Here is a 13,970-nt window from a genome sequence, read left to right as displayed (position 1 = left end):
TCACCCTCTTCAATGACGATCACGGTCAGCGTCGCGATGGCTCACGGTAACAGCTTCAGTTTCGCTGCTTCCCAGCATTTTGCCCAAATATTCTGATATGGCTACAGAACGATGCTTGCCTCCGGTACATCCAATCCCAATAATAACCTGACTTTTGCCTTCCTTCCGGTATTGCGGAATCAGGAAGTGCAGCATATCCAGCAGTTTGGTCAAAAATGCCTGCGTTTCGGGCCATTTCATGACATATTCATATACTTCACTATTTTGCCCCGTATTCGGGCGTAAATGATCAATATAATGCGGATTAGGCAGGAAACGAACATCAAACACCAGATCTGCATCAATCGGAATACCATATTTAAATCCGAATGAAGTGATATTCACCGACAGCATATGACTTTCCAAATGAGAAAAACGGGAGATAATCCGCTCTTTCAGTTGTGCCGGCTTCATCGTACTTGTGTTCAATACCTGGGTGGCCGAATTCTTGAGTTCCTCCAGCATCTTGCGCTCCAGACGGATGCCGTCAAGCGGCATGCCCTCAGGAGCCAGTGGATGTCTGCGTCTGCTCTCCTTGTAGCGCTGCACAAGGACAGAATCGGTCGCATCCAGGAATAAAATTTCGCAATGAATGGTAAAATGATCTTTTATATAGTTCAAAGACTCGGACAAAGCCGTAAAGAACTCCCGTCCCCGCAGGTCAATCACGAGGGCTACCTTACCAATTTTGCCGTTCGATTGTTCAATCAGTTCTGCAAATTTCGGAATCAACACCGGCGGCAGATTATCCACGCAGAAAAAGCCGAGATCTTCCAGGCTCTGTACCGCAATCGTTTTGCCTGCTCCGGACATGCCCGTAATGATAATGAGCGTGGCGCCTGTGCCCGGTGAAACTTCACCTTCAAGCATAAATGTCCCCTCCTTATCATATTGCTGCCTAATCATATGGTTCCGAGGTTACTAAGAACGCAAGAGAAGTCCTGCCGCGCCAACAATTCCTGCATCGTTACCAAGAGTGGCTTCCAGAATCTGAACACCCTCCTGCAGCGGTTCTGGTGTCAGCTTCGCAAATACAGCACGTACCTCATCAAACAGAATATTACCGGCTTTGGATACACCGCCCCCGATAATGAACATTTCCGGATTCATGACTGCAGCGACAGCTGCCATTGATTTACCCAGATAAAATGCCGCACGATTCACGATGCGCAGGGCAACTTCATCGCCAGCTTTGGCTGCATCGAATACTTCCTTGGCTGCAATTTTGTCCACGAGAGCCAGTGACGTATGATCTCCGCGTTCTACCGCATCTTTTGCCATACGGATAATGCCCGTTGCAGATGATACCGTTTCGACACATCCCATTTTACCACAACCACACTGGATGGCTTCCAGATCAGGTACAACGCTGACATGACCAAGTTCTCCGGCCATACCCGAGAATCCCTGATATATCTTGCCATTCAGTATCAAACCTCCGCCAACACCTGTGCCCAGCGTGTAGCATACACAGTTGTCCACGCCCTTACCGGCACCAGCCCAAGCTTCACCCAGCGCAGCAACGTTAGCATCGTTATCTATTTTGACGGGCTTGCCCAGACGTTCTTCCAGTATGGAACGAATGGCTACATTCCGAAATCCGATGTTAGGAGCGAGAACGATAATTCCCTCGCGTACATTCGTGAACCCGGCCACCCCAGCCCCTACACCTTCAAGCTGTTCCCAGCTATACGGCGATTCGGCAACGATATGACGGACGTACTTCTCGATGTTGGCGATGACCGTGTCTACGCCCTTATCCACTTCTGTCGGTCCTTCATACGTATGCATAAGCTGACCTTGTTCATTGCATATACCGACCTTGATTGCTGTTCCGCCGAGATCGACCCCAACGTAGATTTTCTCAGACATGCCGCAAGCCACCTTTATCTATCTAAAATAGTTAATCCTACGTACCAACTATAATTGAAGGATACGCCTGGGTCAAGACGATAAGACCATTGATACAGAACGCTTCGCCGCGATTGTGAACCGTATCACATCAACATCATGAATCCGTATACAACCTCTCCTGTCTTCTAGTAAAACGCAGGCTTCCAAGCTTCCCTGGTAGAAAGGGAAGCCTCAACTCATGATATTTCATGATCACTCGTTCCATGCGTAAAAGATGACAGTTGTCACCTGAAAGTCATGACAACTCTTACTAATCCCGTCGCAGTTCGTTCGGTAAGATGAAATTATCTTAGAGAACAGACAAGGGACGTGAATACATATGAACTTGAATTCAACAATTATACAGCTTGAACAGGTTAACAAGCAGTTCGGCAGCAAGCTGGCCGTTAACAACATCTCTCTGAAGATTGACCGCGGTTCCATTGTTGCCATCCTCGGCCCAAACGGTGCAGGCAAAACAACAACCATAAAAATGATGCTCGGTCTGTCCAGACCCTCTTCGGGCAAAGTGACTGTTCTGGGAATGCCCCCAGACCATAAACAGGTTCGCGAGCGAATCGGTGTCATGCTTCAGGATGTGAGTGTTATGGATGGTCTTACTGTACGGGAGATGATCCGCTTGGTGCGCAGCTATTACCCTGCCCCACTTGATGCAGACCAGATCGAAGCATTGACGGGTCTGGAACCTGCTGATTTGAACAAGAGAGCAGAGAAGCTTTCCGGAGGACAGAAGCGCAGTCTGAACTTTGCCCTTGCCATGGCGGGTGATCCGGATGTCCTGTTTTTCGATGAACCAACGGTCGGACTGGATTCCGAGACCCGAAGATATTTCTGGGCGCAGATTCGTCAGCTTGCAGAGCAGGGCAAGACGGTACTCTTTACGACACACTACCTCCAGGAGGCCGATGAAGCTGCGGATCGAATCATTTTGTTCAACGGTGGTTCCATTGTTGCAGATGGGACGCCGGATAGCATCAAGGGTGGAATTGCGAAACGGACGCTATCCTTTTCATTCTCGGATGATCTGTCTGAAGCTGGATCCGAACCCAACAAGGACTTACGTTCTGGCATCCTTGCACAGATTGAAGAGCTGCCTGGGGTGGATCGAATGGAATACCGCAAAAATCGCTGTGTTCTCCATACAGAAAATACGGACTCGCTGATTCGTCTCATCATTACGCGTCAACTCCCTGTTCGGGAATTCCGTATTGAAACCGGACAACTGGACGATGCCTACGCAACCTTGCTTGAAACCATGAAGGAGGAACACTAATATGTCCATGCTGCTTGCCCAATCCCGTGTCGAAATGCTTCGCATGGCCCGCAATGTTTACTTTGTATTCTGGTCATTGCTGATGCCTGTGGTCTTTTACGTGCTCTATACCCGCATCTTTACCACAAATGCAGTAGATGCGAAGGAGTGGAACGCACACTACCTGATGTCCATGACCTGCTTCAGTGTTATGGGTTCATCCATCATGACCCTCGGCATCCGCCTTGTTCAGGAAAGAGTGCACGGCTGGGTCACCTATCTGCGAGTCACTCCGCTCCCCGACTCCATTTACTTTGGCGGCAAAATGATTGGTCAGACAGCTATACATCTATGCTCCATTATCATCATTTTTGCATCGGGTTATCTGATCAACGGCGTCTCCCTAACAGCATCCCAATGGATTGACTCTGCTCTGTGGATCTTGGCCGGCTCTCTGCCCTTTCTTGCACTCGGTACGTGCATTGGCACCTTCCGCCGGGTGGATACCGCTAGCGGGCTGAGCAACGCCCTTTATCTTTCGCTCGCCTTGCTCGGAGGGATGTGGATGCCGCTCGATGTCATGCCAAGCTGGCTTGCACAGATTGGCACCTGGCTCCCTTCCCACAGTTACGGGAATGGTGCATGGGTCATCATCATAGGAGGTGTTCCTGAGCTGCGTGATATTCTTCTTTTGGCAGCATATCTGGGGGCATTTATGTTACTATCCACATATATCCGCAGTAAACAAAAGGAGGCGTAGTCTTCACATATGCTTCAGCGTTTTGAGATATTTCCTAAGCGATACGGTATTTATCCATATATCTGGATGATCTATCTTGCCATGCCGATTTATTACCTGTGGAACGCTCGTGGGCTTGAGCAGTACATTGGTGTCACGGTATTTGTTGTATTTATCCTGACCTACCGACAGCTGTATATGACGTCCGGAACGGCGGTCTTTTCCTATTGGCTCGGTCTGCAGATGGTTGCTGTACTGGTCCTGAGCCTCTTGATCGATCCGAACATGTTCTTTCTTGGATTTTTCACAGCGAACTTTATCGGGTGGTATACCGAGAGGCACATATTCCGAATGTTTCTGCTGTTTTTCGCCATCATTCAGACGATTCCCATTGCAGTTAACATAGGGCATTTTACAGCGGAACAGCTCCTGTTCTTTGCCCCGTTTTATCTGATTATGCTTGTGTCCCCTTATGGAATAAAAACCATGCTGGACCGCCAGCAGCTGGAAGCCAAGCTCGACGAGGCCAACCAACATATCAAGGAGCTGATCAAACGCGAAGAACGCATGCGCATCGCCCGGGATCTGCATGATACGATGGGACACACACTCTCATTGATCACGCTCAAGAGCGAACTCGTCACCAAATTAATTGCGAAGAATCCGGAACGAGCCATACAGGAAGCGCGTGAGATCGAACGTACCTCTCGAGCAGCGCTGCGCGAAGTAAGGCAGCTCGTCTCGGACATGCGGGCGATCAGCTTAGCTGAAGCGCTGGCCGATGCCCATGAAATGCTGAAGAGTGCTGACATTGAGCTTCAACTGACAGGCGACCTGGGGTCTTATGGTGATGTCCCGGACCTGACCCAGAATATGGCCAGTCTCTGCCTGCTTGAAGCGGTAACGAATGTTGTAAAACATAGCAGCGCCACTCAGAGTGTTATTCAGCTGGTGCGAACACATGACGGGGTACAAATATCGGTAAGGGATAACGGCCAAGGCATGACGTCGGACAAGCGTTACGGCAACGGGCTGAAAGGCATGTCTGAACGCCTGGGACTAATCGACGGCTCCCTCCGGATTTCCTCTGATTCAGGAGGAACCCATCTTGTCTTTTCCTTCCCGCTCATTGTCAGTGAACCCCAAGGAGGAGTGTAACAATGATTCGTATAATGATTGCCGAAGACCAACGCATGCTGCGCGGCGCCCTCGCTTCCTTGCTCGATCTTGAAGATGATTTTGAAGTCATTGGTGAAGCAGGAAACGGGGAGGAGGCATTACAGCAGATATCTTCTCTTCAGCCTGACCTGTGCCTGATGGATATTGAAATGCCTGTGATGACAGGTCTGGAGGTCGCAGAACGCATACAGCAGCTCGGCCTCAGATGCCGCATTATCATCCTTACCACATTTGCCCGTCCTGGCTTTCTGGAACGAGCAATCCAAGCCGGTGTGCAGGGTTATCTGCTTAAAGATGAGCCAAGTGATCGTTTGGCGGAAGCCATTCGCCGTGTCATGAAGGGTGGACGGGAAGTCTCCCCTGAACTGGTCTTTGGTGCGGCCAAGGAGATGAATCCGTTAACCGAACGGGAGAAAGAAGTGCTCAAGCTCGCAGCCACCGGCATGAACGCGAATCATATTGCCACCTCGCTCCATCTCTCGTACGGTACGGTGCGCAATTATCTGTCCGAAGCCTTCAATAAGCTTGGAGCCAAAAATCGGATGGAAGCTGTCAGTATGGCTGAGGAGAAAGGCTGGCTGTAAGATCCGATCTGCATCATCTGGAGACGCAATCTATGAATGAACTACAAACACGTAAATGCGGCCTCTGGTCCATGTACAGCAAAAAACGCCTTCCCATCAAGGGAGGCGTTTTATCTTTTTTCACGCTATAAAGCCATTAAATCATGTGTTGTTGCCTTAATCGTTTATAGCTTGGTTTCCACACGTACGGGTTCTTCGGTCTTCTCCATTTTGTTCACGTCCAGAATATCGAGCAGGAAGACAAAAATCGGAATACCGATAATCAATCCCCAGATCCCCAGGAAATGCTGTGACAGGATCAGCACGATAAACGTGTAGAACATCGGCAGCTTGGTTTTGTGTGCCATCAGTTTTGGATTAAGGAAGTACGTTTCCAGTGCATGAATGATGACAATCATGACGATGACGATAATGCTCAGCTGTATTCCGCCCATCTGGTAGCCGATCAGGCATAGTGGCACCAGTGAAATAATGACTCCCGCTACCGGTACAAGACTGAGCAGGAAGACGAGAATCGTCAGAGCGAACAAATAAGGGAATCCGAGTATCCATAGGCCCAGAATGGTCAAGGCTGTATTGAATACGGCGATCAGCAGCTGAGCTTCAATGACTTTACCGAAAGACGATACGAATTTGTCCCCGAGGTATGCTACTTCATTGTAGAACCAGCCAATCTTGCTTGTTTTAAACTTGGATGTGAATTTGACGATCTCCTGCTTCTGCAGCAGGAAGAACAAACTGAGAATGATGACCAGCAGAATAAATTCCAACCACTTACTCAGAGCAAAAATATATTTCAGCGCATCATTTGCATAGTTTTTGATGTCATAAGATTGAAGGAAGCTGGCTACTTTGGCTGCCAGATTATCCCCCTCGGCGGTATCGAAGAATGTCATGATCTCATTGGTTAACTGGATAACCTGATTGACGATTCTTGGTGAATATCTCGATATGCCCAGCACGATGGCTGCAATCACGATCAGATAGAGCAGTATGACGACGACTTTATAATTAATCGGAAATAGCCGATTTAATTTGCCCGTAATAAACTGCTGCAATCGATTCATGACATACGTCACCAGAAATAGCAGCAGGATCATATGCAGCATACTCCCCATGCTGAATAGGACCAAACAAAACAACAGCAGAATCAAAAAGCGTCTGACTGTTGCACTCTGTAACCACTCTTTTATCATTTCCCCCAAAATCTTCACCTCGCAGCTAATATGCCCATTATGTATACGATCTCATGCCCACTTGGTTTCAAAAAAAGAGAAGCCTCCCGGCTTCTCTCACTTGATGAGACTTCCCGATGTCTCTTATTTACAGTTTATGCATCACAGTGCCATGGTCATGCTTACTTATCCAGTGTTTCGCTCCAATCATGGACAATGCTGCCCTCAAGGAACTTCTCGCAATCCATTGCTGCCATACAACCAGACCCTGCAGCAGTAATGGCTTGGCGATATTTCGTATCCTGAACGTCACCACAGGCGAATACACCCGGAATGTTGGTTTCGGTCGTTCCCGGTTTCACCACGATGTATCCGTGATCATCCAGAGCAATCTGATTGCCTAGGAACCCGGTGTTAGGTGTGTGACCGATGGCAACAAATACACCGTCCGCTTCCAGCAGTTCCTCCTGGCCTGTCTCGTTATTGCGCACCTTCAGTCCTTTGACTCCAAGTGCTTCAGGCACAACCTCGAGCGGTGTCCGGTTCAGAGCCCATTTCACCTTCTCATTGCTGCGCGCCCGATCCTGCATGATCTTCGATGCCCGCAATTCGTCCCGGCGGTGAACCAGCGTAACATCTGTTGCAAAACGGGTCAGGAAGCTCGCTTCCTCCATCGCGGAATCGCCACCACCCACTACGATGATCTTCTTACCGCGGAAAAAGAACCCATCACATGTTGCGCATGTACTTACCCCGCGACCAACATTCTCCTGCTCTCCCGGAATACCGAGATAACGGGCAGAAGCACCGGTAGAGATAATAATCGATTCAGCCTCAAGTTCACCAATGCCTCCGACTTTCACCTTAAATGGCGGCTTGCTGAAGTCCACTTCCTCCACCCAGCCATTCTTGAATTCCGCTCCAAAACGCTCCGCTTGCTTCCGCATGTTGTCCATTAATTCCGGACCCATAATGCCCTGCGGGAAACCTGGAAAGTTTTCAACCTCCGTGGTTGTTGTCAGCTGGCCTCCAGGTTGAAGACCTTCGATAACCAACGGGTTCAGGTTGGCACGAGCCAGGTATATTGCTGCTGTCAAACCTGCAGGTCCGGTTCCGATCACAATGGTTCTGTATTTAGACATATAGATACAGCCTCCTTGATAAGGTTGAGAGTATGTTGACTGGAAAACTTCTAGAGTGATATGACGAAGCCTATTCGTTAAGTTTACCCGTTTTTCAGGCAATTGTATCCTTCATGAAATTCCGATCTTTCTCAAACTGTCTCTAAGCGCATGGTATCACTAATCTATACGGGCAACTAGGAACATGGTACGTGTCATTCCAGAATAAACTATACTGTTGGCGGGATGCTTCCACATACCCGGACAATTTGCCGTGCATATTTGCTAACGGTTGAAGCCGATATGCCGTATCGTTCCGCTATGCTTTGATAGGTAACGGGACGACTGTGAATTTTGGCAGCCAAATATTCCAGTCCCGCAGCCCAGCCTTCAATTTGTTTGGTACCCGGCACTTCAGGATGCACCCTGGATACATAGTCCGTCCAGATCCGCTCCATCTCCTGCTGCAGCTCCGCTTTTGCTTCAGTCATCTGCAGAGCACGTTCCACAACAGCTTGCCAATGCGAAGTGGTTTCAGACTTGGCTTGTTCTGTGCTTGACTGGACCTTCTGAAATGGTTTTACAGCCGCTCCAGCTACCGGTTGCTGATCATGGGACTTGCGCTGATCCTGCTCTTGCATATGAAGTCCGTTCAAAACGGCCTCAGCAGCAGCGATCAGATCCTGATCTTCTTCAGGCTCCTGGATAAAAGATTGCAGTGCCTGCTGCACTTCATAATCGCCGATCATCGCCAGAGCATGAATGACCTGAAGCTTGGTCGCACGATCTCCATGGCGCAGCGCCCAAAAGAACGATGAACGGATGAGCGGGTCATTTTTCATCTCTTCCGGTATGCCACTGCCATAGTTCTCCCATTGTCTGAACTGCTCGTCAAAAGGCAGATGGTAGTGATAGCTAAGCTTCTCTGGCTCCAGTTCCCCTTGCCGAACCGCATCAAGACCGGACAGATAGAACTTGGACACCTCTGACCCCGGATCAAGCTTGGACACATGGCGCCACAAGCGCTCAGCAACATCGTAGCGCTCCGTATTATAAGCTGCCACAGCCGCATAATGAGCTAGTGCCGGATCGGCTGCCGTCTCTTCATCCTTTAGCAGTCGGCGGAAATGGACATAGGCCGAATCGTGCTGACCAAGAATCCCCATCGTGGTGGCCAGCTTATACACTTGCTCCTGCTGGAAAGGCATGATGACACGCAGTTTTTTAATTAAAAGCAGCACTTGATCGGCCCGATTCTCATTCTGGTGAAAGATCGCAAGATTACACAGGGCATGCAAATTCCCCGGCTCCTGCTCTAACACCTCCGCAATCGTCTCTCTCGCCTTGGGGAACAGCCCCATATAGTAGTAGGCAAGGGCAAGATTGTTCCGGGCTGCCAAATAGTCAGGATAATCAGGTGACATGCCCTCCAGAAGCTCGGCCGCCTGTGCGAATTTCCCTTCTTCAAGGAGTTCTCTCGCCTGATCATGCTCAACCACACCTTTGCGGGATTTGATCCGGTTCAGTTTGGCCGGCCGATCCAGCTCATAATACAGAAGTTCCATCATTTCTTCGGCTTCCGTCATGAACTGCCCCTGAGGGTCCTCCTCCAAATACGTAACAAGTGCCTTCTCCGCTTCCTCAAACCGATCCATATTCGCATAATTGTTCGCCATATAGAAATAACATTCCGTCATCGACGGATCTACCACATCCAGCACATGCGCCAGAACGGCATTGGAAGCCTCGTAATCTCCCTTCTCAGATAATATACCCGCCATATTGCAATGATTCACCGGGTTCTCCGGTTCATATTCAACAGCTTTACGAAAATATTTTAATGCCTTGTCAACATGATTACGGTCCAGCGAGCGGACAGCTCTCTCGAAAAAGAAAGAAGCATCCAAGTGAATCGGTATAATATTGGCAAGGTGTCCCTCTGCCCGCACTAGCTTGCCCTTCATCTTCCAAGGCACCTCCTCTTTGCTTTCATTCATACTCTCCAGTATACCACATCTGGAGGCGGTCTTCTCAACATGTAGTTTCAAGAGCTTTATGCAAAAATTGCACAAAAAAAGATGCCATTCCGGCATCATTTTCGGATGAAATGGCATCTTTTATGTAATATGGACTATTTCTTCGAAAAATGGTGATACACCCGATTCATAACTTCATGGCCATCGTCGGTGAAAGTGTAATATTTATCGTCTTTCGAAACGGTGTCATGAAGTTGACCAGTACAACCTTGCACTTATCCGGCAGCTTCGCTTCGCGCACCGTTGCAGCCAGATGGCCCATCTCGCCTCCGGTCAGCTCAATCCAGTCCTCTCCACAGGAATAACGGAGCATGCCACCCTTCCACAAATAATGGCCTCCATCTGTCTCCAGCAGTTCGCCCGAAGACAGCTCCCCCTCATCTCCGAATACGAAGGACAACTGCATCATGATCTCCTCTGGCTCGGCGCCTGACAGTTCCAGCTTCCACCCCTTCTCTGTCTGTACAACCTCCGCCTTCGTACGGAATGTCTGTTCATGGGTGAGTTCTCTGTTCTGGTGAGGCAATACATACCACGGACTGGTAGCAGTCCCCACTGTCTCAGGCAGCTCACTTGCGGGAATTGGAGCATAATACCCCTTCTTCTGCTCACCCGTCAGACGGTATCCTTCGCCTGCGGACAATCGGTCCATCTGCTGCATCGGCACATAACCTGGATTGAAATAGGAAGCGAGCTGAACAGCCAGCAGACGCACCGCACCATGTCTAAGAGCAAAAAAGGAAGGTACTTCCGTCATAATCGTCACACTTGTATTTTGAGAGCGGATACGTGCAACAGGTGCGCCAAAGTCTGTATGCATCCGGCTATGAGAGATGTGTCCATGATGGCCTGCCGAAGCCATCTGCTGTAAGTAGCCGGCTCGCGTAAAGTGTTCGTTCAGCATGATCTCATATTTCTCAGGCAGTTCATCCTCCACCTCGCATGCCTGCTGCAACTCCGGCTCCAGCAATAACCGGATGAGCGCATTCACTGAACAGACACCGGGGTCTGTCAATGAATTACCCGCCCAATTCGCCATGCGGGCAAAGAGCGGATCATTGTCCACCCGGGCAAGAATGGCATAAGGCAGGTAATAAGGAGACAGATCATGAAAACTGCCCAAATCCTGACGACCCGAGTAATCCGTAACAATCTCGCCTGTAGGATGTACGAGATATACCATCATGCGCAAATTGAGTCTAACCGGCTCAAGAAGTTCAGGTCGATTCAACAAGCGAGCCGCATGGATTAACATGATGTCGCTAACCGCGTTATAGATTCCATTGCTCCGTTCAGTCCACTCCCCGTCCGGGGTAATATCCATTCCTTCTACCAGCCACTGCTCTGCACGCTTCACAGCTTCCTCCAGGCCAAACAGCTGATGCAGGAATCCGAGAGCCGCACATAACACCCAGCGATGGTTCGGCGTATGGCACCCTCCCGTTAGCATGACTGGTACGGTTCGCTCCAGGAACAGCCGCATGTTGTCCAGCACAGGCTGCAGTTTCTCCCACGCCTGGTGCTGAAGCAGCTGGTACAGCTGGGCATATCCCACAACGACAAATGCCGTGTCCGGAGGAGAGTGATAGTTGGTCCAGCCCGGTGATATGGAGCCATCTTCGTGCTGATTACGGAGCACAAACTCCGTTGCCAAAAGAAGACGGTCTAACAACTCTTCATTCCGATAATAGATAGAGTCTGGATTGGCAAGCGCTGCCCCCCAGTAACACATATCCGTAGGTGTTCCGGTCGTATGATTGACCCAGGCGATACCTGTATATGGATCTATTGTTCCCCCGTAGTACCGGCTATTCGGATCCAGCACCTGCCGAGACAGGCCTCTTTCCACCACCTTGTCATTGCTATCCACCAGTTGTTTGTACATGTGCTTCCCCTCCAAACTGAGTATTTGCGCGTGTCTGGGCTGGATCGCCAAAGAAACAGCCGCAGCACACTCATCCTGCGCGCGGTCTGTTTCCATCATCATATTCCCTCCCTTGCCCCATCCATCTTCTTCATCAGCAGTTCATGACTCTGGTGAATTTCTTCTGGTGTGCAGGCCGATTTCAATTCATACACCTTGACCCTTGCTCGGCGGATCATGGGCAGGTAGGCATCGTAGAAACTCATGTCCTTACTGTGTACATACGGACACCAGTGGTCCGAAAGGCCAAGTGTCTCATGAATATGAACGCCTACAATCTCATCCATCAGCCCTTGCATTTCACCAACGCTGTCATAGAGACCCAAGCGATCCATCATGATGGCATGCCCGGTATCATACCAGATGCCGACCGGAGCTCCATGAAGAGCCTCAATAATGGTCTTGGCTTCAGCCAGCGTAGGAATCTGCTGAGGTCTGGAGCGGGTCTCGATACCGAATTGGACATTCAGACCTTTAGCAGCAGCCTGATTGCATACTTCATCCAGACTGTGGATGATCTGCTGCACGTAGCCGGAGCTGAGTTCCTGCCGCCGTTCCATGAATTCCTCCCATTTCCTGCGATACTTTGAAGAATCTCTCCCCTCGTCGTTATACAGCTGTCCAAGCTCCTTGCTGATCTCCTCAGGGATGGGGACCTCACCGGGGTGTACAACAACCGCTTCTGCACCATAACGGTGGGCATACTCTGCCGAACCGACAAGCAGCTGAATGGCCTTTTGACGTTTGGTTTCATCCTCAAATCCGAGCAACTCCGAGTCTGTACCATAATCCGGATCTGCGACATGAGGAAATGTATTGTGAACACTGGAAATGCCAATCTCCCCGCGCTCAATCATCGGCTCAATGGACCTTAGCATTTCCTTTGTTACATTGTAGTTAAGTTCAACACGGCGGAAGCCAAGCTCGGCAATTTCCCGGATCATGGCTTCTCCCACCTGATGACGCTTAATGTTCCAGCATGTCGAAAACGAATATTCACCCTTGTCTTTTTGCTGCATACGAGCCCACTCCTCCTTCCACTGTTGCAACATATAAGTTTAATTGGCTTCGAATCACCCTTTTACTGCTCCAAGCATGGCACCACTGACAAAATATTTCTGCAGCCATGGATAGACGAGCAGGATCGGTACTGTAGCAAATATAACCGTCGCAGCCTTAAGGCTTTCCGGTGTGAGTGGCGCACGGTTGGCACCCTCCATCTGTGTCAGTTCGCTCACCATATTGTTCTGCACCATTTGGAACAGCTTGAGCTGCAGTGGATACAGCTGCGGATCGTTAATATACATTAGGGAATCCTGGAATCCATTCCAGCGACCCACCGCATAGAAGAGAGACAAGGTAGCCATCACCGGCATCGAGAGTGGAAGTATGATTTTAAACAATGTATGAATGTGCGAGCTGCCATCAATCTCTGCCGACTCCTCCAGACTCTCTGGAATGCCATTGAAGAAGGAGATCAGGATAATCAGGTTAAACGGACTGACCAGTCCCGGCAAAATCAGTGCCCATACCGAATTCAGCAAGTGCAGATCACGAATCAGCAAATACTCTGGAATGATGCCTCCGCTGAAGAACATCGTAATGATGATCACGTACATAAAGAGCTTGCGGCCCTTCATCTTTTTCTTGGTCAGCGGGTATGCGGCAGCAATGGTAAACACCATGCATAGCACCGTAGTCGCAATCGTCAATAGTGTAGTGTAACCAAGGGAATAGAGCATGGAATGGTCGGAAAACACTTTGACGTATGCATCCCAATTGAACTCCTTAGGAAATAAGGTCACTTCTCCAGATGTAATTGCACGGTTGGAGCTGAATGATATCGCAATCGTGTGCAGGAAAGGAGCCAGACAGAACACGACAAACAAGGTTATAAAGGAGACATTAACGATATCAAAAATCCGATTTGAGGTGCGTTCACTCATATGCGCACAACTCCTTTACTGATGGTCTACAGAAAAAGCAGGTTTTTGTCCTTTGTACGTT

Annotated in this window: 12 protein-coding genes; 4 read left to right on the top strand and 8 right to left on the bottom strand. The window is 49.5% G+C overall.

The annotated features are described in order from the left end of the window. Positions 1-9 precede the first annotated feature (9 nt). On the bottom strand, positions 10-909 hold the full coding sequence (rapZ, locus tag HP552_RS03935; RefSeq protein WP_175394327.1) for an RNase adapter RapZ: 900 nt from the start codon (positions 907-909) through the stop codon (positions 10-12). A 51-nt stretch (positions 910-960) separates the two neighbouring features. Continuing rightward, positions 961-1,911 (bottom strand): ROK family glucokinase, encoded by a 951-nt coding sequence (locus HP552_RS03930; RefSeq protein ID WP_095293009.1) that lies wholly within the window; start codon positions 1,909-1,911, stop codon positions 961-963. Between the two features lie 361 nt (positions 1,912-2,272). Between HP552_RS03930 and HP552_RS03925 the strand changes: the two genes are divergently transcribed. From HP552_RS03925 to HP552_RS03910, 4 genes are read left to right on the top strand one after another with little or no spacing between them, the layout of a single operon-like run. After that, on the top strand, positions 2,273-3,226 hold the full coding sequence (locus HP552_RS03925; RefSeq protein WP_175394326.1) for an ABC transporter ATP-binding protein: 954 nt from the start codon (positions 2,273-2,275) through the stop codon (positions 3,224-3,226). A 1-nt stretch (position 3,227) separates the two neighbouring features. After that, positions 3,228-3,965 carry an ABC transporter permease gene (locus tag HP552_RS03920; protein ID WP_175394325.1) on the top strand — a complete coding sequence of 246 codons (738 nt, stop codon included), beginning with the start codon at positions 3,228-3,230 and terminating at the stop codon, positions 3,963-3,965. A 9-nt stretch (positions 3,966-3,974) separates the two neighbouring features. Then, positions 3,975-5,102, top strand: a complete 1,128-nt coding sequence (locus tag HP552_RS03915; protein WP_175394324.1) for a sensor histidine kinase — start codon at positions 3,975-3,977, stop codon at positions 5,100-5,102. A 2-nt stretch (positions 5,103-5,104) separates the two neighbouring features. Then, positions 5,105-5,707: a response regulator transcription factor gene (locus HP552_RS03910; protein WP_175394323.1), complete on the top strand. Its 603-nt coding sequence runs from the start codon at positions 5,105-5,107 to the stop codon at positions 5,705-5,707. 164 nt (positions 5,708-5,871) lie between these two features. On the opposite strand, the gene HP552_RS03905 is transcribed toward HP552_RS03910, so the two are convergent. The 6 genes from HP552_RS03905 to HP552_RS03880 all read right to left on the bottom strand — a co-directional run bounded on the left by HP552_RS03905 (position 5,872) and on the right by HP552_RS03880 (position 13,909). Continuing rightward, positions 5,872-6,807, bottom strand: coding sequence for an AI-2E family transporter (locus HP552_RS03905; protein WP_246310747.1), 936 nt, complete (start codon positions 6,805-6,807; stop codon positions 5,872-5,874). Between the two features lie 257 nt (positions 6,808-7,064). After that, entirely contained in the window at positions 7,065-8,024 is a 960-nt protein-coding gene (gene trxB, locus HP552_RS03900) for a thioredoxin-disulfide reductase (RefSeq protein WP_175394322.1), read from the bottom strand. Between the two features lie 209 nt (positions 8,025-8,233). After that, positions 8,234-9,967 carry a tetratricopeptide repeat protein gene (locus tag HP552_RS03895; protein WP_175394321.1) on the bottom strand — a complete coding sequence of 578 codons (1,734 nt, stop codon included), beginning with the start codon at positions 9,965-9,967 and terminating at the stop codon, positions 8,234-8,236. Between the two features lie 199 nt (positions 9,968-10,166). After that, the gene (locus HP552_RS03890) at positions 10,167-11,924 is read right to left on the bottom strand and encodes a prenyltransferase/squalene oxidase repeat-containing protein (RefSeq protein ID WP_175394340.1); all 1,758 of its coding nucleotides are present in this window, start codon (positions 11,922-11,924) and stop codon (positions 10,167-10,169) included. A 98-nt stretch (positions 11,925-12,022) separates the two neighbouring features. Continuing rightward, complete coding sequence (locus tag HP552_RS03885) at positions 12,023-12,982, bottom strand: sugar phosphate isomerase/epimerase family protein (RefSeq protein WP_175394320.1); 960 nt, start codon at positions 12,980-12,982, stop codon at positions 12,023-12,025. A 54-nt stretch (positions 12,983-13,036) separates the two neighbouring features. Continuing rightward, positions 13,037-13,909 carry a carbohydrate ABC transporter permease gene (locus HP552_RS03880; RefSeq protein WP_175394319.1) on the bottom strand — a complete coding sequence of 291 codons (873 nt, stop codon included), beginning with the start codon at positions 13,907-13,909 and terminating at the stop codon, positions 13,037-13,039. Positions 13,910-13,970 lie beyond the last annotated feature (61 nt).

Source organism: Paenibacillus xylanilyticus (assembly GCF_013359935.1).
In the GTDB taxonomy this organism is placed as follows: domain Bacteria; phylum Bacillota; class Bacilli; order Paenibacillales; family Paenibacillaceae; genus Paenibacillus; species Paenibacillus xylanilyticus.
The sequence above is the reverse complement of the archived record's forward strand: the minus strand, read 5'-3'. Positions and strand labels throughout refer to the sequence as shown.

Coding starts and splice junctions, on each gene's coding strand:
- rapZ (WP_175394327.1), bottom strand. CDS start 909: ATGCTTGAAGGTGAAGTTTCACCGGGCACAGGCGCCACGCTCATTATC.
- HP552_RS03930 (WP_095293009.1), bottom strand. CDS start 1,911: ATGTCTGAGAAAATCTACGTTGGGGTCGATCTCGGCGGAACAGCAATC.
- HP552_RS03925 (WP_175394326.1), top strand. CDS start 2,273: ATGAACTTGAATTCAACAATTATACAGCTTGAACAGGTTAACAAGCAG.
- HP552_RS03920 (WP_175394325.1), top strand. CDS start 3,228: ATGTCCATGCTGCTTGCCCAATCCCGTGTCGAAATGCTTCGCATGGCC.
- HP552_RS03915 (WP_175394324.1), top strand. CDS start 3,975: ATGCTTCAGCGTTTTGAGATATTTCCTAAGCGATACGGTATTTATCCA.
- HP552_RS03910 (WP_175394323.1), top strand. CDS start 5,105: ATGATTCGTATAATGATTGCCGAAGACCAACGCATGCTGCGCGGCGCC.
- HP552_RS03905 (WP_246310747.1), bottom strand. CDS start 6,807: ATGATCCTGCTGCTATTTCTGGTGACGTATGTCATGAATCGATTGCAG.
- trxB (WP_175394322.1), bottom strand. CDS start 8,024: ATGTCTAAATACAGAACCATTGTGATCGGAACCGGACCTGCAGGTTTG.
- HP552_RS03895 (WP_175394321.1), bottom strand. CDS start 9,967: ATGAAGGGCAAGCTAGTGCGGGCAGAGGGACACCTTGCCAATATTATA.
- HP552_RS03890 (WP_175394340.1), bottom strand. CDS start 11,924: ATGTACAAACAACTGGTGGATAGCAATGACAAGGTGGTGGAAAGAGGC.
- HP552_RS03885 (WP_175394320.1), bottom strand. CDS start 12,982: ATGCAGCAAAAAGACAAGGGTGAATATTCGTTTTCGACATGCTGGAAC.
- HP552_RS03880 (WP_175394319.1), bottom strand. CDS start 13,909: ATGAGTGAACGCACCTCAAATCGGATTTTTGATATCGTTAATGTCTCC.